Genomic DNA, 22,094 nt, shown 5'->3' on the forward strand with positions numbered 1-22,094 from the left:
AACGCCTGCTTGAGGATCGGGACAATCTTACGGACAGGACTAAATCAGAGAATTATTATTTTTTGTTGGTCTGCTTCCAATGTTCCTAAGCAGAAGGCCACTCGCCAAAAACAAATGCGCCAGGCCGTTGCCGGCCTGGCGCATCCGCAAAGAAAGTCCGAAAAACGCCGCCTACTGCATCATGTTCTCGGTGAACCAGGCCTTCCAGGTCGGCAGCAGCTTGGCGCGGACCTCATCCGGCGTGGTGATCGCCTGTGTCGACCATTGTTCGGGGGTCGTGAAGATGCCGGGCAGCTTGGCGATTTCCGGATCAATCTTCGCGTCCTTGTGCATCGGCGAGCATTTATGGAAGTTGCAGAGCTGCCGCTGGATTTCCGGATCGAGCGCGACATTGATGAATTCCTGCGCCGCATCAGGTTTCTTGGTGCCCTTGTTGATGCCGAGCACGTCGATGCCGACGACAGCCCCCTCTTTCGGAATGGCGATTGTGACCGGCACGCCATTGGCGATCAGGTGATAGGCATTGATCGACAGCATGACCTGGACCGGGGTTTCACCCGACTTGAGCAGATCCTGGCTCGTCGCGTCCGACTGGTAGAAGGCTTTTACGCCGGGCTTGAGCTTCTCGAGCAGCGGAATGCCGACTTCCCAGTTCGCCGCGGCACCCCCGGCGAGCACCGCGGAAGCGATGATGATATGGCTCGGATCGAAGTCGGGCAGCGACAGCTTGCCCGCCACTTCCGACGACCACAGATCGTTCCACGAGCTGATGCTGAAGTCCTTGGGCATGAGATCGGCGCGGTAGACCGGACTGTAAACGTAAGAATAGATGCCGACTTCATAATCGCCGCGATCGGCAACCTGGTGCAGACCGGCGAAGTTGGAGATCTTGCCCTTGTCGAGCATCTCAAACAGGTCGTCGGCCTGATAGAGGAAACCGACCTGGCTCGTGGTGAAGACCACGTCCGATTCCGGATTGTCCTTGGCGACCTTCGCCTTGGTGAGACGGTCGAGCGTTCCCCCGGTAATGAATTCGACCTCCATGCCGGTGCGCTTGGTGAATTCCTTGGCGATGATGCCGGCGCCTTCCTTCCAGTTGCCGCCCCAGATGCTGACGACAAGCTTCTCTTGCGCCGATGCGCCGTGCCGGCGAGCATAAGGACCATCGCGCCGAGCGCGATCCGAACTCTTTTCATGCAGTCGTTTCCTCCGTTTATATGACTTCTTGCTCTCGATCACGGCGGTCGCCGCGATCCATTTTTTTGACCGCGCAAGAGTCTGTCCGAAACGGCAGGCAAGGTAACTATTATTTTCCGTTCATCTGGTTCTGATGTTCCAAAGCAACACGGACCTAGCGGGGCACCTGGCACCGTCCCGATCCTCGCCAGCCTCGGGCGTGACCTGAGACTTGCTCACGACACCTGCGCACAATAATGTGCACGATATGATTGTACCATTGCCGCAAAACACCAGCGTCATCCTCAAACGCGACACTGCTACGCTGCCGACGTGAGCACCGATCGGTCGCCGGAGACCGGCGCGCGCTACGCGCCGGCCGCGGGAGGCGCTGCCTTCGTGGCGTTCATCATCGTCATCGGCCTCAATCTGCGCCCCTTCCTGACGGCTGTCGGCCCTTTGGCGCAGGAGATCTCAGGCGCGACGGGCATGGGCATGACGGTGCTCTCCGTCATGACCTTCCTGCCGATGCTGCTGATGGGCGTGCTGGGCTTCGCCGCACCCCGCCTCCAGCGGATGCTTGGCGGGCGCGGCGTCGTCCTGGGCGGCATGCTGCTTCTCGCTTTGGGTCTGGCTTTGCGCGGCATCGCCCATGAGCAGATCCTGCTTCTGGCATCGGCCCTGATCTGCGGCCTCGGCGTCGCCGCCGTCCAGGCGGTGTTCCCGGGAATCCTCAAGGCCCGTTTCCCGCATCGGGTGTCCACCATGACCGGCCTCTATTCCGCGTCCTTGATGGGCGGCGGCGCACTCGGCGCCTATCTGGCGCCGCGTGTCGCCACATGGGCCGGCAGCTGGCAGTTTTCCCTTGCCCTCTTCGCGCCTTTGGCGCTCCTCGGCGCCTTGCTCGCCGCCGTGATGATCAGGAAATCCACTCCGCAAAAGCGCGCCGAGAACGGTCCGATGCCATCCTATTGGCGCGCACCGCGCGCCTTCCTGCTGATGGCCTGCTTCGGTCTCGTCAATAGCGGCTATTCCCTCACCATCGCCTGGCTGGCTCCCTTCTTTCAGAGCACCGGCCATACCGCCGCCACGGGCGGCGCCATCGTCGCGGTCATGGCGCTGGCCCAGACAGTGACGGCCCTCGGCCTGCCGTTTCTCAGCCGCAAGTCGCGCGACAAGCGGCCGTGGTTCTGGCTCGCCCTTGCTTTGCAGCTTGCGGGCTTCGGCGGACTCATCCTTGCGCCCGACCTCAGCCCCTATTTCATCGCGGCTTTGCTGGGCTCAGGGCTTGGCGGTTGCTTCGCCCTGGCCCTGGTGATCAGCCTCGATCACCTCGCCGATCCGTGGCGCGCCGGCGCGCTCAGCGCCGCCATGCAGGGCGGCGGCTTCATCATCGCGGCGCTGATCCCGCTTCTGATTTCCGCTCTCTATAGCCTCGTGCCGGATTTCACGCTTATCTGGGCGCTGCAATCGGCGCTGATCCTCATCGTCGCCGTGCTGGCACTCAGGCTCGACCCGGCTCTCTACACACAGGCCCTCGCCAGACGAGGCTGATCAGAATTTCAGCACCGCCTCGACCTCGTCGTCATACATTTCACCCGTCGTCACGAAGCCGAGGCGTTTATAGAAGCCTTCGGCATTGCCGGCCTCCTGACCATAGCTGGTGAAAAGTTCCGTGAACCCTTGAGCCTTGAGGTCGCGGACGATGATCGCCATCGCCTTCTCGCCATAGCCTTTGCGCTGGAAAGGTCCGCCGATCATCAGGCGCCACAGGAAGGCGCCCGGACAGTCTATGCCGTCATCATAGTCGGCCCCGATATGCAGCATGACGAAACCGACCATCGTCTCATCCGCATAGATGGCGCGCATCCAGGCATTCTCGGAAAAATGCGCCTGCGCGATCGAGGCGCCATTGTCGGCTACGAGCCCGCGATGCTCGGGCGACAGCGTTTTGCTGAGCTCGCATACGTCCCAGACGGTCAGCGCGGAAATCCGACGCAGCGTGATTTCGGCGTCGGGTGGAGATTGTTCGGTCATGATCATCCTGTTTTGCTGGCCCGCGCATAGAGGCGATCGTTGCCGCGTCAAGCCGCCGGATTGCTTGCCTTGTGCGTGCAAAGCAGTATTTGTGGGGCCGCTACCGCTAGCTAGACTAGAGGAGGAACTTCTCTAAGCTCCATTTCATCGGCAAGCGGAAACCCAATCGTTCAGCCATTACTCCGCGCTCAGTTTACGTGGCGACATTTCTTGGCGCATTTGTTGGTGGCCCAAACAAGTCGGGATTTTCGGTATCAATATGAACACCGCCGAATGTGCCAAGCCGGGCGTTGGCGCCACTGGGCGCAATATCTGAGACTGCTTGAGCAATAGCTCGCCTGCAGATTTGCCAACCGTGACAAAGTGCTGGGTGCCGCCTTGAGGGCAAGCTGATCGTACGCAGGATTGCCGCGAGCTTTCGCCATGTCGGCAACCTCGCAAGCATGGGAGAATCTTGCTGAATCACGGAGCAGGCGAGGACGAGGCGTCGGTATAGGCTTGTGAGATTGACTTGCAGCTTCATCGCCTGTCGTCACGCCCGGCTGTGACGGGGAGGATAATCGCGTTCTCACAAGAGCGGGCTTGCCATTGCTTCCGCAGTAAGATGCCGTGCTGGTTTGTGCGACATTCTCGAGGACATCACCCCCATCCTTCTTGATCCACGCACGCAACAAAGCTTGCAGGATCTTACAGGCCTTTCGGAGATCGAGAGCCATTCGGTTGATCCTCTAGCAGGGGTTTGATGATCTGAAGGATTGCGGAGTTTTTACTCGGAGATGAAACGTCTTGGAGCCGCCAATTGGGTGGCCGGGCATAGGCCGGCTATGGTTCGGTTAAGCCCAGCCGTCCAACACAGCTGTCGAAGTCCGAACGCAACTCCAAGCTTGATATTTCCCAATCCTGCCGTTTGGCCCACGATGTCAAGCGTCCATCACTCCGAGGACACACAATCATGCCTGAGGCCGTTGCTGCTCCGCCGTCTCGCGTTTCGGACTTTGCTGAATCCGGTGGGATCGTTTCTCTATTTTTCTTCTTCGCCTTTTTCGTGGGTTATCTTAGAAAATCATCCAGTGACTGGAACACCCCGGCGCTCTTCCAAAGCGACCGATTGCCGATGACATAGACGGCTTCTTTCGCCCGCGTCACGGCAACGTTCAGGAGATTCGGCCGCCCACCCGCCCAGCCGCGCGCGCCGCGCTGCTCGGCATTGGGCGCGCCAAGCAGGAAGAAGACCGCCTCCGCCTCGCGGCCCTGCACCGTATGGACCGTGCCCACGCGCTCATAGACCCAGGCAAAGGGGTTTTCGACCCATCCCCCAAGCAGGCCGCTGGAGCGGAGCATTTCCCGCATCCGGTCCTGAACGACGACGAACGGCGTCACGATGTAAAAGTCGGGTTCGATTCCTCTGTCCCGAAGCTGCCGCAGCAGTTCCAACAGCACTTCGCCTTCCCGCTGGCACCATTTTTCTTGGCCGCGCCCCTCGACATCGATCCAGCGCGACGGGCCGAGAACATCGCGAATGGCCTAGGCTTTGGCCGTCTTTGCCTGCACCATGAGGTTTTCATAGGCGATCATGTTCGAGACAGAGAACATCGGCTCGTCGCAGCGCCTGTGAACCAGCAGCGGCACACCTACTTCACGGGTGCCGAACTTGGTCTCGAAGGTGCCGTAATATTCGGTCGCGGCATCCGCCAAAGTCTGCGCCGACGCTCCGGGCGGATTGTAGAGCAGCGGATCGACCCCGAATTGACGGCACATCGCGTCGGTCAACTGGTCCGGCAGGACGACCACGGGCTCGATCTGGATCGGATCGCCCACCACAACGGCGCGCTTCGTTCTCATCAGCGCTCCCACGGCAGCCTGCGGCAAAGCCTGTCCGGCCTCATCCACAAGAAGCCATCCGAACTCCTCGGGATCGATCCTGCCGAACATCCGGGAGACGGAAGCGAATGTCGTCGACACCACCGGCACCAGAAGGAGCAAGGTCGACCACAGATGCGGGATCAGCGCATCCCTTTCGGCGTTGCCCAGCGAACGAACGCCGAAACTGTCCATCAAGGCATTGAGATTGTGCCGCACCGGCCTCGCCGCCGCGTCGATGAAAGCGCGGTGCAGATCCATCGCGGCCTCGAACACGTCGTTACGCAGCCTCGCCGTCTGATCGTCAAGCCACGGCGCGGTCTTTTGCCTATCGGCATGCCGTCTTTCGAAGAACTCTTCCGAGAGGAAAGTGCCTGAATATTGCTCCGCGAGCGCCGCGTAGCGTTCTCGATCCCCCTCATGCGATGCGATCAACTCCGATCTTGTTTTCTGAAGTTCTTCAGCGTCGGCCTTCAGCCGCGAATGCGCCGCCACCTTGGTATCGGCATCGGACTTCAAAGAGACGAAGCGGGCATTCGCGCCCTTCAGTTTTTCGGCCAATGCGCCATGATTTGACTGCCAGGCGCGAAAGGTCGACGTTCTGAAAAGGCGACTCCAGAAGCCGGGCCTTAATTGCATCGCGTCGTCCACATTCCGCTTCAGCGCCAAAACCAGTTTTTCCTGGCTTTGCTGGAGCAAGACGGCATCATCGGCCGTCTGTTCCGCCTCCATCAGCGCAGGCCCGCGCGAGACGATCTCCGCTTCGATCTTTGCGAACTTTGCCCGGGCCTTCGCCATCGCGATCAACAGATCGTGGATGACCTGCAAGTTCGCGAGCGCGGTTTTCGCCTCGCTCAGCGTCTTCGTAAATTTATGCCGCACATTGCGCCAGCGCTTCAGCGCATCGTCGTGACCTTCAGGCGCGTTTTCCCGCTCGACGATGACGGGGCGGCGTTGCCGGTTTCCGGTTTCCGTCTTTTCGGTGATCAGCTGCGGATTACCGCTCGCCTCCTGCAAATACCGCTGGAAGCCGACATCGTCGTCCCACCAGAAGGTCTGGCGAAAATCGCTGCGGTTTCTGGCATTGCCGAGCACGGCGGCGATCACGCCCCAGCTATCGCGCTCCAAAAGAGCATCCGAAACCGTCTTGAAATATCGCAAGCCCGTCGCATCGGCCGCGATAGCACCCATTCCGGGCAATTCCGCGCTGACATTTTCCACAGCCTTGTTGTTCGATGAGGCGACGATGATTTCATGACCACGCAGCTTCTCATCCAGCTTGTAGAGATGGATGAAAGCGCTGCCTCTTTTGATCTTCTGGCCTGATGGCGTAAAGGCGTCTTCCGGATCGCCGAATTTGCAAAGAAGCTCAGCCCGCTTTGTGACGATCGCCGCCACGATGTCCCGGAGCAACGTCGTCTTCCCGGTTCCAGGAGGTCCGTTAACGGCAAGGATGCCGTCCGATGTCAGGTCCTTGATGGCAAGATTAACAGCGCACTGCTGAAGCATGACCAGCGGATGACGGCCGCTGGCGGGCCACGCGCCAGACGGAAATCTTACCGGCTCCAGCGCCTCCGAAAGCGCCTGGTTGTCCTTCATCAGGTTCCGCCGCGCCTTCGGTTTTGTCGTGCCAAGATAGCGGTTGAGGTTCGCCGTACCCTTTCGGTGCCGGTTAGCTCGGCGGCCCTGGCGAGGTCCTCAAGAAAGAACGAGTTCAGCAGGATCGATTCAGGCGGGTCCTGGAGCTTGAAATACTGATAGGAGCGGACGGCGAAGACAGGCTGTTCTGCGAAACGAGCGTCCAGCCCGAGCGTTTCCACCAGCCACCGATAGGCGGCATCAATCGCCTTTGCCGTCAGCGGCAGCGGATTGCCGTCCTTGTCTTCGGAGACGATTTTTTCCTCGAGCTGTTCGACCAACTGGCGTTCGACCTGCGACCAGTTACCAAGGTCGCGCAGCCTCCCGGCCAAGGCCACGGGAACGCCCCAGCCGAAACTAGAGATCGAAACGGCCTCACTCTCGACTGGCCTGCCGGTACGATCGACCATGATCGTCGCGAGCACGGCTTCCCCCCGCGCCGAGGGTCTTTCAATCCGGCTATCCGAATAGATCTGGAGCAGCGAGGAGACTGCCGCCTCCATATCGATGCTGCCCAGGACGATCTGATAATAGAGCTTCTGGTTGGGACGGCTTTTCTCGCCATCCCCCTCCCAAGGCAGCTTGCCCTTGTCCAGTGGCGCGATACGGAAGCGGTCTCCGCTTGCCAGGTCTTCCGGCTTACGGAACGAAGGGGGCGATAACACCTCCATCGCCGTCCATGCACCAAGAATATCCGTTGCCTTGTTGGTAACAGGCGGCGGCTCCGGAGCTATACGAACCGGCCCCCGGATTTGCGGTTCCTTGATTGGCTCGGCCGCGTGAGCGGACTGCTCTGGCGGGATCGCAGCAGCTGCACGTGAAGATGCCGCCACCCGTGCGCGGGATTCCCGTGCAGCCTCAATCTCTGCTTTAGCTTTGGGCGTCTCGCGACTGACAGAAACCGCCTGAAGCGCCCTTCGATGCAACTCCCTCGCCCGCGGCACCTTCCGCTCGGACAATTCGGCAAGCAGGGTCTTCAGAAACTGCGGATCATCACGGTTCTGATCGAAGAGCTTTTCAAGCTCTGCTATTCCTTTCTTCAACAACGGCCTGGAGGACATGCTCACGCTTGTTCTGTTTCGCGGAAGTCTCGCACAAAATTTAACAGGAAATCAAAGAATTGTGGGCCTGTCTATTTGCCACGCGTCCGCTCAACCTGCTCTTCCACATGCGCGTCCAGCGCGGACGTCACCGCGCCGATCCAATCGCGGAGCTGCAATGCTTGTGGGGATTATCGATTCCCTGGAAGCAATCGAGGCTCCGAAACCCACGCCAAGTTGGCCCCATCCCCGCTATATCGACTGGGCGCCGGTGGAGCACCTCCTGCAGGGTCACTGCGTCAAATAGCGCTTTACCCAAAGTGATTGAGCCGCCTTGAGCTCGATCAACACATGATCTGGAACGCTTCCCGTTCGCCGAATGGCGGTCAGGCACGCCGCCAAATCTGTGAGCAAGCCGTTGACTTCTCCGGCGCAACAGCTAGCTTCGCCGACGGAGCTGGTTCTGCCGCAAGGCAGATTGAAAGGGAACACAGTGAGGCCGAGTCTTCGGCCGAAGCTGAGACTGCCCCCGCAACTGTAACCGTTGAGTCCTCCCCCAAATGCGCCACTGGCCGTAGACGGCCGGGAAGGCGGGAGAGGACGACGACACGGAAGTCAGGAGACCTGCCGGATCCGGTCACCCATGCTTGACCACGGGGTGTGGTCGAGCGCGGTCGTCCGTGGCGGTGACACGTGAGAAGTGTTGCCGCATGCCGGAGACCGCCGGGGTCGATTGACGTCCATTTCGGACGAAACCCTTAAAGCGCCCATCCGCCTGCGGTTTGTCGAAAACCTCGGGACAAACCTTGTTTGCTCCCGCACATCGCAGTTGGGGATGGGATGAAGAGAAGAATTTTTGGTGCCGGCATCGCAGCGCTGGCCTTGAGCGATATCGGCCTGTTTCGCGAGGCCGGGGCGGAAGAACCGACGATGCTTGATCCGATCCTGGTGACCGACGGCCTGACGCCGATCGAACAGGAAAAATCGGGGCGCGCCTATACGGTCATCTACGGCGAGCAGCTCGAGAAGAACCAGATACGTTACGTCGCCGATGCCTTGCGCCAGGTTCCGGGCTTCGCCGTGTCCCGCACCGGCTCCCATGGCGGGCCGACGCAGATCAGGGTGCGCGGCGCCGAAGCCAACCACCTGCTCGTTATGATCGACGGGGTCGAGGTCAACGAAACCTCCAACGGCGAATTCGACTTCGGCAGCCTGCTGGTCGACGATATCGACCGCATCGAAATCCTGCGCGGACCGCAAAGCGCCTTCTGGGGCTCGAATGCGACGGCAGGTGTCATCAACATCATCACCAGGCGCGGCGAAAGGAACGATTATCAGGGCGCTGCCCGAACGGAAACCGGAACCGACGGCACCTATTTCGGAAGCCTGGGCCTTTCCGGCGGCGGCGAGAAGTACGATCTGGCGCTCTCCGGCGCATTTCGCCGCAATGACGGCTTCAATATCTCGGACTTCGGGCATGAAGAGGATGGCGACCGCAATACCACGCTGAACGGCCGCTTCAATGCCGATCTCGCGCCGAACCTCTCGCTCGACAGCACGTTGCGTTATGTCGATCGCAAGAGCGACGCCGACCCTCAGGACGGCAGGGTGATCGATGGAAACGACTGGACGGCCACCGAGGAATTCTACGGCTCGATCGGCGCGACCAATTTGGCGCTCGACGGCGCGCTGACGCAGAAAGCGCGTTTCACCGGCTCCGACACATACCGGGACAATTACGCCAGCACATTCGGCGGCGCCCGGTTCTGGGACGACGGCAACCGCTACAACGCGACCTATCAGGCGAGCTACCGGTTCGACACGCCGAGCCTTCTCGCCGCGCAGCATCAGCTGACCGGCGGCTATGAGTGGGAACGCGAGACATTCGCCCCTTCGCATCTCGACGAGACGCTCGCGCGCGAGGCCAATTCGGTGGTGGGTGAATATCGCGGCGCCTTCCTCGACCAGCTCTATCTGAACGCCGCGCTGAGACGCGATTTCAATGACAGCTTCGCCAATGCGACGACCTACAGCGTGAGCGGCGCATGGCTGGTGCCGGACACCGCGACTCGACTGCACGCCTCGATTGGCACCGGTGTCACCAATCCCACCTTCACCGAGCAGTACGGATACATACCATCGACCTATATCGGCAATCCCGACCTGAAGCCGGAACAGAGCTTCGGCTGGGATATCGGCATCGAACAGGGCTTCTTCGACCGCTACCTGGTGGCGGGCATCACGTACTTCAGTCAGGATCTGACCGACGAGATCGTCGTCGTCTATGACTCCAACTTCATCGGCACCGCGATCAATCGCGACGGCAGGAGCAAACGGCAGGGTGTCGAGGTGTCGGCGACACTCGATCTCCAGAACGGTTTCACCGCCACGGCCACCTACACCTATACCGACGCGACCGAGCAGACCGAGGATCATGGCCCGCGGCTCGAAGAGATAAGGCGGCCGCGGCACACGGGCTCGCTCGCCCTGGCCTATATTTTCTACGACGGCCGGGCGCGCGTCTTCGCGGATGCCGACTTCAACGGCAGGCAGAAGGATACGGAATACATCACGTACCCATATGACCGGGTGACCCTCGACGCCTATACGCTCGTCAATGCCGGCGGCAGCTTCAGGCTCAACGATCAGCTCGAGATCTATGGCCGGATCGAGAACCTCCTCGATGAGGATTACGAAGAGGTGTTCGACTACAACACGCCTGGGCGCACGGCCTTCATCGGCTTGCGAGGAAGCTTCTGAGCATGCAAAGGGTGGCCCTTGGCATGTGGCGGGCAATAGTGATGCTGGTCTTGCTCGCCGGCGCGCCCACCGCTGCCGAGGGCACGCCACCGAAGCGCGTGGTGTCGATGAATCTATGCACCGACCAGATGGCGATGCTCGTCGCTTCCCCCGGACAACTGCATTCCGTATCCCATCTGGCCGTCGATCCGGCCTCTTCGACGCTGGCGTCCGAGGCGAAGGGTTACGCGATCAATCACGGGCTGGCGGAGGAAATCTTCCTCATGCAGCCCGACCTCGTGCTTGCCGGTACCTACACGACGCGGGCCACCGTTCAGCTGCTGCGCCGGCTCGGCATCCGGGTCGAGGAGTTCGCGCCGGAGAATTCGCTGGACGATATCCGCGCCAATCTGCGGCGGCTGGGCGAGGTGCTCGCACGGCGGGAGCGCGCCGCCGAGATCATCGCCGAGCTCGACCGGGAACTGGCGGCGCTGGCGAGCGGTACCACCCCCGATGCCAGCGTCGCCACCTATTACGCGGACAGCTACACCTCAGGGGCGGGAACTCTCGTCGATGCGCTGATCACGGCATCCGGCCTGACGAATATCGCCGCCAAGCTCGGTTTCACCGGCACCGCCAGACTGCCTCTGGAACTGCTGATATTTGCGAAGCCCGATATTCTGGTCGACGGCGTGGAGGATTATTCGGCGCCGGCGCTCGCGGAGGCGAACTTCATCCACCCGGCCTATCGCGATCTGGCGCGGCGCGGCATCCACACCGCCGTGCCCCCCAAATACACCATTTGCGGAGGACCGTTTACCGCCGAGGCCGTGCGGATTCTGCGCCAGACGGCGGACGGCAAGATGGGCGGCACCGGCCATGAATGATGTCCAAAGATACCGGCTGGCGCTGACCGTCCTTGGCTTCCTCACGATGATCCTGTTTATCCTGTCGCTGACGGTCGGACCCGCGGCCATCGCCTTCATCGACAGCATCGCAGCACTGTTCTCCGAGAAGGGCGATGCGATCGCCCTGATCATGCAGGAGGTAAGGCTGCCACGGGCATTGCTCGGCCTTTTGATCGGCGCGACACTCGGCCTGTCGGGCGCCGCCCTGCAAGGTTATCTCCGCAATCCCCTGGCGGAGCCGGGCCTGATCGGTGTCAGCGCTTCCGCCTCGCTTGGCGCGGTTATTGCCATCTATACGGGCTTGAGCGCCATATTTCCCCTGGCGCTTCCCTTGACGGCTCTGGCGGCAGCCGTGCTGGCGATGTTCGTCGTCCAATTGCTGGCTGGCCTGCGCGGCAGCGTGCTCACCATCATCCTGGCCGGTGTCGCCGTGTCGAGCTTCGCCGGCGCCATGACCTCGCTGGTCCTGAATCTGTCGCCGAATCCCTTCGCGGCGCTGGAGATCGTGTTCTGGATGCTGGGCTCGCTCACCGACCGCTCGATGCTCCAAGTCTGGATCGCCCTTCCCTTCATGCTGCTGGGCTGGATATGTCTGGCGATGCTCGGCCGCGCGCTCGACGCGCTGACGCTCGGCGCCGATACGGCCGCCAGCATGGGCATCAATATGCGCCGGGTTCAGTTCCTGGCGGTGTTCGGAACCGCCGCCTCGGTAGGTGCTGCAACGGCGGTGGCGGGCGCCATTGGCTTCGTCGGCCTCGTCATCCCCCATCTCCTGCGCCCGCTGGTGGGCGGCAGACCGTCACGGCTGCTGCCCGCCAGCGCGCTGGGCGGCGCCTCAATGGTGCTCGCCGCGGACATAGCGGTGCGCCTGGTCGCGCCTGAGCGCGATCTCAAGCTCGGCGTTCTCACCGCCATCGTCGGCACGCCCTTCTTCCTGTGGCTGATCTACCGCGAAAGGCGCAAGCTCGCATGACGCTGCTCTCGCTCAACCGGCTCGGCGCTTCTTTAAGCGGACGCCTTATTCTGGACAGCGTCTCGCTCGACGTGAAACCCGGTGAGTTTGTCGGTCTCATTGGTCCGAATGGCGCCGGCAAATCCACCTTCCTGCGCGCGGTCATGGGGCTTCTGCCCCATACGGGCGAGATCCGTATCGACGGCATGGACGGCCGCGCCATGAAGCCCGCAGAAAGGGCGCGCAAGACCGCTTATGTCGCGCAGGACCACGAGATCTCTTGGCCCATGCACGTCGAGGCGCTGGTGGCGCTCGGGCGCACGCCATATCTGGGCCGTTTCGCGCCGCTGAGCGCCGCCGATCAGGCCGCGGTGGACAAGGCCATACGCCATATGGGCATCGAAGCCTTTCTCGACCGGCCGGCGAGCGAGCTCTCCGGCGGCGAGCGGGCGCGCGTGTTGATCGCGCGGGCCTTGGCCCAGGAAACACCGGTGCTTCTGGCCGACGAGCCGGCTGCCGGCCTCGATCCCGCCCACCAGATCGCCGTGATGCGGCTGTTCAAGGACCTCGCGACGCTGCAAGGCAGAAGCGTCATCGTCTCGACGCACGATCTCGGGCTCGCGGCACGATTTTGCTCGCGCCTGATCTTGCTCGCGCACGGAAAGCTCGTGGCCGATGGAGCGCCCGAGGCCGTGCTGACGCCAGACATATTACGCGCCGTCTATGGCATCGAGGCTCATTTCGGCGAGGCCCAGGGCCGTTTGATCGTCCAGCCCATCGGCCCGGCCCGACGCGATTGATGACGAAGCCCCCGGCCACTGCGACGCTCGGTGCCGAGATCGCGCTTCGGCCGCATCCCGATGGCCCGATCCGGCCGATAGAAGGAGAAAGGCCGGGCCGGTTTGCCTCCGTCGTCGGACTTTCCACGGCTCTGCACGCGGCTACTTTGCTGGTCGTGCTGATCGCGATCGGACCGCCGCAATTGGCGTCGGCGACACAGGAACCGGACGCGATCGCTGTCGACCTCTTCGCCGCGGACGATGTCGGCGCCGAACAGGAAAAAACGACGCCAGGAGTTCCGCCTTCGGCCCGCGCCGAACAGATCGATCCGATCATGCCGGAACAGACGGATCCAGCGCCTCGTTCCCACGCGACGGATAAACCGCCGGGACCCCCGCCCGAGCCGGACGAGCGCGCGCCCTCGCCTTTGCCGATAAACAGAGAAAAAACAGCGAATCCCGAGAAAACACTGGCCAGGTCGACAGAGCCAGCTTCGCGGACAAAAGCTCAGCTCCCCGAGATTGCAAAGACATCGCGCAAGACGAAGACCGAGGCACGGCCGGACGCCAAGGCCAAGAGAGGCAAGGAACCGGCCACGCCGAAGGGCGCGCAAGGCACGGGCTCGAGCGGCGAGCGACCTGACCGGATCGGGGGGCCGAGCAGCAGCGCGGTTGCCGCCTATCGCGGCAAGATACAAGCCCGCGTGCAAAGCGCTGCCGCGCGGTCGGGAGTGGGGGCGCCGGGCAAGGTGGTTGTCAGCCTGACAATCGCCTCGAATGGCAGCGCATCGGACATCCGTCTGGTTCGAACATCGGGCAATCCGGTCCTCGACCGGATCGCTCTGGCTGCGGTCCGACGCGCATCTCCTTTCCCGCCCATCCCCAGGGAGGCCGGGCGCGCGCGATGGGCGTTCACGGTGCCTTTGGTATTCGGCACCCGATGAGAATTCCGGCGCGTCGCTGATCGATGGATCATAGCCGATTTACGTCGCCCTTCCTCGATGCCATCATGGCTGGATGAACAAGACCACTCTTCTCACCCTTCTCAAGGAGGCGCGGCAACGCGCCGAAGCTGGCGGCTTTGATATTGCGGCCCAGAATGAAATCGTCGGGGAACTCGAAAAGCAAGGCCTCCCCCTCCGAGAAAGCGCGCGCCATCCTCGCCAGATTGATAGAGGCCCGGGATGTTGACCTGGCAGAAATGGAACGGCTGCTGGATGTGATGGACCAGGGCTGATACCGGCGACGGGATCGAAGCACGCCCACCTTCAAGTCCCCCCTCACGGTCAAGGACCGGCCCCTATAAGGGGCGTAAAGGTTGTGCTGACCGCGCGGCCATGCCGTCGAATGGAACATATGTTGGAGGAAAGGATTGACAACGCGAAGGTGTGTTCCACTCTTTTATGTCCTTCTATGTTTGTTTTGAAACGCCAGGCTACGAGGTGACTGTACATCGCGCGAATTGCTCATTTTGCCAGTATGGAATCTTCCAGCCCCAAATAGGCCTTCACCTCTCCTGGTCGCGGCCTTGCGAAAACTATGAGGCTGCCTGGGACCACGTCAGAGCTAACCTTATTTTCCTACCTCCAGCGAGAGATTGCCCCCATTGCAATCCCTCCACCTGAAGGAGCTGATTCATTTTCAGTTGTTTCCCGACGCCGTTCGCACAAGAATCTGGCGAGATCCATTTTGCGCTGGGAGTTAGAGCATACCAAAGGCGTATTTTGAGCCGGCAACTATCGCAGCACTGGGCGAAGTCCTCAGACAAGCCAAGGCGATCCTGGAGCGTAGAGAATAAGATACCCCGGCAAACCTCCATTGGGTGGCTCACCTATCCTCCATCTCGCGTCTGAAGGCCTGGCTCCATCACTCATCCTCGCGGAAGTGGTTCAGCCCATGTCCCCCTCGGAAGCGGGCATCAGCAAAGTGCAGATCAGGCTTTCGCCGGAGGAACCGAAGAGCGGCGCGCAATAGGTCGGGGTGTATCGCCGGCAGTGCCTGAGAAGTTGAGATCGAAATCCTCGGCGCCCAGCTCCATATAGAGACCGGCGCGCAGGCGAAGCGTGCCGAAAAACTTGAGCTCCTCCGATGTTTTAAAGTGGGAATCGGCAGCCGAACCTCGAAATCAGAAAACTGATAGTCGCCTTCAATGTTGCATCAAGGTTACAGAAGCAGACGTCACTGTTGGAGTTTTTAGCAACGGGTAAACTTGAGAAGGTTGAACCGCCGAGCCGCGCCGGGGTTTCTCAAGGCGCGGGCGGCGTCATTGAGACGCGGCGCGCATTGGAATTTTTGGAGTGATACGCGGGCGCGAAGCTCTTGCCAGCGGATTGAAAACAAACGATATTAAACGGATCGCGACGCGGCCCTTGCGGCCGAAACGGACAGCTACCCCAGACGAAGACACCCGATGAAGGATTCCAAGTAGGTCCAGCGACGCAACTAGTTGCACTTCAGCCTCAGCCCTATGTCCATCGCAGCTCGGAGCACCTACATCCTTTGGTATATTGCTTACGCCCTTCCTTCGCGTCAATGTCGGTCGAGTGAAGGCGATATTGCTGGCGCGCGGCGACGCAAGTCGCATTGATTCTTGCGCGATTTATGTTGGCGAGAATTGAGTCTTAAGCACGACAACAATTCGCATGCATACGGACGAATTTGATCGTCCCAGACGGCAAAGAAAGGATATGGGCATGAAGAAGCTTTTGAAAGCATCAGTCGTACTGTTGCTTGGGCTAACATATCTCGTGGCAACACCGCTTTTCTCAAGCACTTTTTTTAACGGCGACAAGGCATTTGCGGACAAGCGCGATGTTGGACACGGCAAGCGCGACAAGGCGGGCAAATAGGTCAAGAGCAAACAGCTCCTGGGGGCTAATCCGCTGCTGATTGCAACGGCCCGCAACTCAACTTCAAGGAGCCTTCGACAGGCTCCTTTCTTTGATTCTCGTCAGGACTTTCAACAGTATGTCCATCTCTCCGCAGGTCGGAGCACCTACATCCTTTGGTATATTGCTTATACGCTTCCGTTAGGTCAGAGTCAGTCGCGCTAGGGCGACGTCATGGGCGCTCGGCGACGTAAGTCTCGTCTTTCTGTGATGCGTGGGTGAGAATTGTGTTCTAAGCGCGATGTGAAAATTACGATGCGAGCATGTCGCCCTTAATCTGAAAACTCACCCTCCAACATTTACAGAAATTTGATCTAGGCCTCGATTGTTTGAGTGAAATTCTAATGATATTATACGTGCACGGACGATATGAATCGTCCCAGACGGCAAAAGAAAGGATATGGGCATGACTGTATTCTTCAAAGCATCAGTCATATTCTTGCTTGCATTTGCGTACCTCGTTGCAACACCGCTGGTCTCGAGCAATTTATTTGGCGGTGCGAAGGCATTTGCGGACGTACGCGATGTTGGACACGGCACGCGTGACAAGGCGGGCAAATACGTCAAGAGCAAACAGACCCCTGGTAAGGGAATAATCAGCCGTTCATTGCAACGGCCTGCAACTCAACTTCAAGGAGCCTTCGACAGGCTCCTTTCTTTTATCTCGTCGGGACAAGGAACTCGTGCTGCCCATTGGTGAAACTCCTCGTCAGGATTTCAACGCCGCCATACGGGCAAATCAGCCGGTGACCAATCGCCTGTGGTCCAGCTGTAACCTTTCAGCTACAATTCTGGAATTGTTTCGAAGCTTCCCTCCAATTTATTGACTCGCAGCATAATCCGTCCACAACCGGAGCAGGACGGCTCGCAAGCGACGTACCTAGGAGGGGATTATGCCTAGAACTTTCCTGTTGGCGGGTGCCGCATCCGCCCTGATGATCTGCAGCGCGCAGGCCGCCGACATCGTCGAACCAACTTATTACGACTGGACGGGAGGCTATCTCGGCCTTCAGGGAGGCTACGCCTGGGGCGAGAACGATGTTGGGTTCAGTGACCTTGCGGGTGCGGTACCCAACCCTCCAGTGTTCGAGGGAATTGACGGCGATGACGTCGTCATGCTGGAGGGAGACGACGGCAAAATCGACCTGGAGGGCTGGATAGGCGGCGCGCATGCCGGCTACAATGTCCAGATGGATAGCTTTGTCTTCGGTCTCGAAGGCGATATCGAGTTTGCCGGTATGGACGGCGATACCGATCTCTTCTTCAGCGAGACCGATCCAGGCCCGATCGGCGAAGTCAAGCAGGAGATCGACTGGCTGGGCTCACTGAGGCTGCGCCTGGGCTATGCCATGGACCGCTCGCTCATCTACTTGACGGGAGGTCTCGCCGCCGGCGGGGTCGACTCTGAAGTGAGGTTATTGGCGCCGTCCGTTCACGAGAGCGAGAGCGACACCGCCTGGGGCTGGACGCTTGGCGGCGGTTTCGAATATGCCTTCACGGACGAGTTGAGCGGCAATATCGAATACCGCTATACGGATCTTGAAAGTACTGAAGTGTCCGTCGATCAGGCCGACTTCGGGTTTAGCGGTAAGACCAAGTTCGACAACAACTTCAATGCTGTGCGCGTGGGCCTGAGCTGGCACTTTGGCGGCATCTGATCGCTGCCACCGTCAGGCATCTTGGACATCGGGTCGATGTCTCGTCCTTCGCAGTCAGGCGACATCGGCACCTCTGGACCCGCCTCATGGCGGGTCCTTTGATCCGGTCACCAGGAAAAAGACGTGGTCTGGTTCGCGAGGGACGACAATCTGCCGCCAATGGCCGTGCGCACCGGCCTGACCTCGCACTTTGGAGCCATGAAAAACTACCCTGGCTTCCTCCCCTCAGGAGGCGGAGGTGAACGGCCCGCTGCGTCCAGCCTGAGGCAGCGATTCGTCGACTGTGCGGGGCCGGAACCAATTGAAACTGCCTCACCCGCCGGATCACGCGCTTGCCGCACTGTGATATCTCCAGCCCGTAGATCGTCAGCACCGCGATGAGCGCCAGCGTCTGCTTCTGCTTATTCGAGGTTGTCCACAGCGTCGATCCTGCACCGAGCAATCAACTGTTCACGGTCATGATTGACGACGAAAACTGTCTTGTGAAGGTTGGCACCCTCACGCATTTGGCTCTGAAGTTGAGCCGTCATCCGCAGCGGGACTTGGCGCAGGGGTGGATACACGCCGAGTTAGAAACAATCACCGTTTGATAACGGCGCGCATCCACCCGTCAATGCGAACGCGGCAATGGTTAGCTAAATCGGGCAGTCCGCATTAGTTGCCTTGACTCACTCTGCCTGCGTCCTGCTGGCCCTTATCGCGCTTGGCATGTCCAGGGTCGCGTTTGTCCGCTGTTGCTGTGCCGCCCACCTGATTGCCCGCGACCTGCTTGTTTGCATCCTGCTTGCCCTTGTCACGCTTGGCGTGGCCCACGTCGCGCTGATCTGCAAATGCCATGTCGCCGCCAAAGAAAGTGCTTGAAACAAGCGGTGCTGCCGCGAGACAGCCCAAACCAAGCAGGAACACAGCTGATGCTTTCGCTAGTCTAATCATGCCCATATCCTTTTCTGCTTGTTGAGGACGTGCAAACGTCCATTAGCCCCATCGCATTTGACAACAGGGAGCATGGATTCCGGAATCACGTATGAGAGACCTCACGTCACTTTTGTGTGAGAGCACCTCAATCCTAGATCGGAAGATATATTGCCGCATAGGCGGCATGCTGGTTCAATGTTGCCACGCGCTCAGTGGGAGATGGCGGTGACAGCTCGCGCTCAGTTGACTGACGACGCTCCGTTCGAGATGCCTGCTGCCGCAAGTTATTTTGCTATAGCCCTTCCAGCAGGCCGACGACCAACTCAAATCCGTCTTATCTCGGTGGATTCATCGGCCGAATGCAGATGTTGCTTATAACAAGACCCCTCGCTCAATTCACGACGCTGTCCGCCGAAAAGTGGTCTCGTCTGAAGTGGATCGAAGAACGGCAAAGGTGTTGTGGTGAATCAGTCTAATGAGGCTTTGCGTCGCCCCCACTCCCTTTGCTCCGTGGTGGCAGGATGGCCTAGATCCTGCGCAGGTGGACGCTGATTTCAGCCAGGCTTCCCAACACTATAGCGAGACCGACGTAATACACCCCCTTTGTCGATAGCTTCGCCTGTCGTTGCGAATGTAGGTAAGTATCGAGGCAGTGCCTCTTCCTTCGACCCAAGCGAGCCGCTCGCGATCACAAGCCCGAGCGCGATGTTTAACGCCCCAAGTATTAAGAGAGAGGAATGCAACAATCCGAGCAGCGCCGGCTTGCTCAGGCGATCGAAGACATTCGCAAAGTCCTCTGGCGCCCCAAGCAGACCCTCGAAGCTTTTGTCGAGAGGCAGATCAAAGATGCGTTGGGCGATTTACACGCGTTGTAGCGACGACCTCCAGAACCCTAAGTCGATCGACGATCGGATCAGCGAGGCGTGCGCCCTCATCGCCAGGAGGGGCGGCACCGAGGTCGGCGTCTACACCAACGCCGCGCAATCCGGCGCCCCACGTCGCGTAGCGCAAGTGCCGCCTGCGCGGCGGTCCCATGACAAAGATGGGAGCCTATTTCCGCGGCGCCGAGCAGGCGAATTCGGGCGCCTGCACCAACAACCGCGGCATCGCTGTCGCCAAGGTCGAGGAGATCACGATCGACGCGTTGCGCGCAGGTCGCGCGCTTTGCCGAAGTCTCTTGCGCCCATGTCGACCGCCGGCTCGCCGAGCAGAATGCGACGAGCGCCGATGCCGACCGGCACGTGGCGGAGATCGACCGCAAGATCGCCACCCCTCGCGGCTCGGTAAGTGGAAAACGAGAACCTGGTCCAGGACCCTTGATTTGGCCCGCTCGAACTCGGGGATGGCTTCCGCAGCACCATTGACCAGATCAGGTCAGGTTCGACCGATTGAACGAAGGGGTCGCCGGAAACAGTTAGGGCTTCCTGCTGGTGGCAGGAAGCCCCGACGTTCGCAAAGTTGGTTGCGGGAACCCGCTCTGGACGAGACCGCAAGCGCGCAAGCCTTTGTTTTTCCTTTGGTTCGGTGGGCAGCGTGAGTTATCCGGTAATCTCAGAGAACTTCTCACAGGCTAGGCAGCTCAGTGGAACTTTGGTCAGCGCACTCGCGTTATGTGCCCATTGACATCTACCTAGGGTTCGCTGGCCTGTTCGCGGCGAACCCTTTTTCACGGCCGGCCGATGAAAACCCAGATGACCGTCTATGCCGGCGAGAATGGCGAGACGCCCGTTGTCCGCCAGGTCGAAATGGTGGCAGAAGGCGCCGGCTGGATCAGAAGCCAGGCCTGCCGTAGGCTGGGTTGAGCATGGCGCGAAGTAAGCGAAGCGCCCGATCCGTATATCGCAAGTTCTATGTACATTTTGATTAAAAAGTAGTTTGATTCCCTTGCGTCAAATATTCTGGCGTAGCGTCCGGAAGGTCTTAAATTCTTTGTTAGCCGGGCGGCTTAACCAAGGTTTAGGAGGACGGCATGACAAATCTCCTGAAGACAATTGGCGTGGTATCCACGCTGCTCTTAACCACCGTGGCAGTAACGATGGCGTTCACCACAGTCCCCGCAACCGCCGACGTTCGCGATGTTGGACACAAGCCCGGTGACAGGGGCCATTGATTTGATCACCAGGACTTATTAAGCCCGCTTCGGCGGGCCTTTTTTGTGCCTACGTTTGCAAGAATGTGTTCCCCGAACGCAACGAGACGTCCGTCCTAAGGACATTTCCGGTTTTTCCCTGCTATGAGATGGGCGGTGAGCCCGGAACATTCTTGGTTGCACGGAATTGATCCTCACCTGCCCATCGCAGGAACGCGTGCCCGCTTGGCTTCTCGCCTCTTGTGTCCTTTTCATCTCCAAGGCTTCTCCAAGGCTTGGCGGGCCGTGATTTTTACACCATAGCGCTCTCGTACAGCACATCCTCCTTTTCGCCACGCAAGGCATCGCCCCATCACTCATCGTCGCTGAGCTCAGGCTGCTGCCTGGGAAGCCTCAGGGCCGGCACCAAGCTAGCCGGCGCTCACCACTCAACGCACTGCCCAGCGCAGCGCCGGCGGACCATTTTCAAACGCAAACGAGCCCCTATTGAAGCTCGCCATGGGGTGGCCGGCAACGCACCGCCGTCCCCTTCAAGAAATGTCGCGCCTGCAGGAACCCCGCGAGAATTTCTGCATTGATCTGATGATCCTCTAATCAGCAGCCTGAACCCGCTTCCCTGGCGGGTTCTTTTTTTGAAATGCTAGCGTCCTCGGCGGCGCGGTCGAAGTTGTCTCGCACGGCTCTCTTCGCAAAACTGTTTATGCATGAGATATAACTCGGCGATTTGTTGCTCGGATACCTGCGCGAGAGCTGCGGCGCGTTTGATCTGCTCATCCAGGCGCTGGATCTTGTGACCGAGCGAGCGGGATTTGCCAGGCCTCATTCCTTCCGCACCCCCTTATATGGCGGGGCTTCAGGGTCTTTCTTCTGAGCCATGAACTCGCCAGACGTCTTGTCCCGCTTCGTCCAATGCTCCTCGCCTTCCATCTGAGTCTTAAGCTGAGAGCGCTTGCGTACGGCGCCTTTACGCGCGTTATCGCCGGGCGGTTTATTTACTGCCATGAGAGATTCCTCCAATTTTGCTGAGGAACTTTTTATTCGGTGGAAAGTTCCGCGTTCCGGAGCCACGCACTCCCCTTCGGCACCACAACCGCCGGCATCAGCCGCAATGCACCTGCTGGCGCCGGCGGATCGTTGCAAAACAAAAATGCCAACCCGCATTCCAAAAAAACGCGGGTTCCCCCGCTATAATTACGAACCGGCCGATAAACTGTATTCGCCATCGCACTTTGAGCAGCGATACAACCCCGGCTGGACACTGTGTGAAACGGAGGCACGGTCCTCATTCACGATCCAGCAATAAGGGCATGTCGGATCCTTATCCGGTCGGAAGGCCCCTAATCGGCGCAGTGCTTGGCGGCAATTATCGGCCTCCGCCTCCAGGGCGGCGAGTTCCCGAGCTGCCTCGTCCGTAA

General features: G+C 59.9%; 17 protein-coding genes and 1 riboswitch. Of the genes, 11 read left to right on the forward strand and 6 right to left on the reverse strand.

What is annotated here, in order from left to right; genetic code table 11:
- Positions 1-171 precede the first annotated feature (171 nt).
- Positions 172-1,239 carry a PotD/PotF family extracellular solute-binding protein gene (locus G5V57_RS04475; protein ID WP_246737523.1) on the reverse strand — a complete coding sequence of 356 codons (1,068 nt, stop codon included), beginning with the start codon at positions 1,237-1,239 and terminating at the stop codon, positions 172-174.
- 270 nt (positions 1,240-1,509) lie between these two features.
- On the opposite strand from G5V57_RS04475, the gene G5V57_RS04480 reads away from it, so the two are divergent.
- Positions 1,510-2,730, forward strand: coding sequence for an MFS transporter (locus G5V57_RS04480; protein ID WP_206530198.1), 1,221 nt, complete (start codon positions 1,510-1,512; stop codon positions 2,728-2,730).
- On the opposite strand, the gene G5V57_RS04485 is transcribed toward G5V57_RS04480, so the two are convergent.
- The 4 genes from G5V57_RS04485 to G5V57_RS04500 form a co-directional block, all read right to left on the reverse strand.
- A complete protein-coding gene (locus G5V57_RS04485; RefSeq protein ID WP_165166385.1) occupies positions 2,731-3,213 on the reverse strand; it encodes an N-acetyltransferase in 483 nt (160 codons plus the stop codon). It abuts the gene before it with no gap.
- A 1,050-nt stretch (positions 3,214-4,263) separates the two neighbouring features.
- Complete coding sequence (locus tag G5V57_RS04490) at positions 4,264-4,734, reverse strand: AAA domain-containing protein (protein WP_371744806.1); 471 nt, start codon at positions 4,732-4,734, stop codon at positions 4,264-4,266.
- Between the two features lie 3 nt (positions 4,735-4,737).
- Entirely contained in the window at positions 4,738-6,672 is a 1,935-nt protein-coding gene (locus tag G5V57_RS04495; protein ID WP_165166387.1) for an AAA domain-containing protein, read from the reverse strand.
- Positions 6,672-7,778, reverse strand: a complete 1,107-nt coding sequence (locus G5V57_RS04500; RefSeq protein ID WP_165166388.1) for a hypothetical protein — start codon at positions 7,776-7,778, stop codon at positions 6,672-6,674. Before G5V57_RS04500 ends, G5V57_RS04495 begins: the two co-directional genes overlap by 1 nt.
- 414 nt (positions 7,779-8,192) lie before the next feature.
- A riboswitch (cobalamin riboswitch) is annotated at positions 8,193-8,398 on the forward strand.
- A 193-nt stretch (positions 8,399-8,591) separates the two neighbouring features.
- Between G5V57_RS04500 and G5V57_RS04505 the strand changes: the two genes are divergently transcribed.
- From G5V57_RS04505 to G5V57_RS04545, 9 genes are all read left to right on the forward strand, one after another.
- Positions 8,592-10,511: a TonB-dependent siderophore receptor gene (locus tag G5V57_RS04505; RefSeq protein ID WP_165166389.1), complete on the forward strand. Its 1,920-nt coding sequence runs from the start codon at positions 8,592-8,594 to the stop codon at positions 10,509-10,511.
- A 2-nt stretch (positions 10,512-10,513) separates the two neighbouring features.
- A complete protein-coding gene (locus tag G5V57_RS04510) occupies positions 10,514-11,377 on the forward strand; it encodes an ABC transporter substrate-binding protein (protein WP_165166390.1) in 864 nt (287 codons plus the stop codon).
- Positions 11,370-12,371: an iron ABC transporter permease gene (locus tag G5V57_RS04515; RefSeq protein WP_165166391.1), complete on the forward strand. Its 1,002-nt coding sequence runs from the start codon at positions 11,370-11,372 to the stop codon at positions 12,369-12,371. Before G5V57_RS04510 ends, G5V57_RS04515 begins: the two co-directional genes overlap by 8 nt.
- Positions 12,368-13,150 carry an ABC transporter ATP-binding protein gene (locus G5V57_RS04520; protein ID WP_165166392.1) on the forward strand — a complete coding sequence of 261 codons (783 nt, stop codon included), beginning with the start codon at positions 12,368-12,370 and terminating at the stop codon, positions 13,148-13,150. Before G5V57_RS04515 ends, G5V57_RS04520 begins: the two co-directional genes overlap by 4 nt.
- A complete protein-coding gene (locus tag G5V57_RS04525; protein WP_246737657.1) occupies positions 13,150-14,073 on the forward strand; it encodes an energy transducer TonB in 924 nt (307 codons plus the stop codon). Before G5V57_RS04520 ends, G5V57_RS04525 begins: the two co-directional genes overlap by 1 nt.
- A gap of 1,749 nt (positions 14,074-15,822) precedes the next feature.
- Positions 15,823-15,978, forward strand: a complete 156-nt coding sequence (locus G5V57_RS04530; RefSeq protein ID WP_165166394.1) for a hypothetical protein — start codon at positions 15,823-15,825, stop codon at positions 15,976-15,978.
- 445 nt (positions 15,979-16,423) lie between these two features.
- Entirely contained in the window at positions 16,424-16,717 is a 294-nt protein-coding gene (locus tag G5V57_RS04535; RefSeq protein ID WP_165165498.1) for a hypothetical protein, read from the forward strand.
- Between the two features lie 193 nt (positions 16,718-16,910).
- Positions 16,911-17,675, forward strand: coding sequence for an outer membrane protein (locus tag G5V57_RS04540; protein ID WP_165166395.1), 765 nt, complete (start codon positions 16,911-16,913; stop codon positions 17,673-17,675).
- Between the two features lie 377 nt (positions 17,676-18,052).
- A complete protein-coding gene (locus tag G5V57_RS04545) occupies positions 18,053-18,265 on the forward strand; it encodes a hypothetical protein (RefSeq protein WP_165166396.1) in 213 nt (70 codons plus the stop codon).
- Between the two features lie 64 nt (positions 18,266-18,329).
- On the opposite strand, the gene G5V57_RS04550 is transcribed toward G5V57_RS04545, so the two are convergent.
- A complete protein-coding gene (locus tag G5V57_RS04550; protein WP_165165499.1) occupies positions 18,330-18,608 on the reverse strand; it encodes a hypothetical protein in 279 nt (92 codons plus the stop codon).
- Positions 18,609-19,327: 719 nt separating this feature from the next.
- Between G5V57_RS04550 and G5V57_RS04555 the strand changes: the two genes are divergently transcribed.
- Positions 19,328-19,465, forward strand: coding sequence for a hypothetical protein (locus G5V57_RS04555; RefSeq protein WP_165166397.1), 138 nt, complete (start codon positions 19,328-19,330; stop codon positions 19,463-19,465).
- Positions 19,466-22,094: the final 2,629 nt, after the last annotated feature.

The sequence above is a fragment of the Nordella sp. HKS 07 genome (assembly GCF_011046735.1).
Classification (GTDB): Bacteria; Pseudomonadota; Alphaproteobacteria; order Rhizobiales; family Aestuariivirgaceae; genus Taklimakanibacter.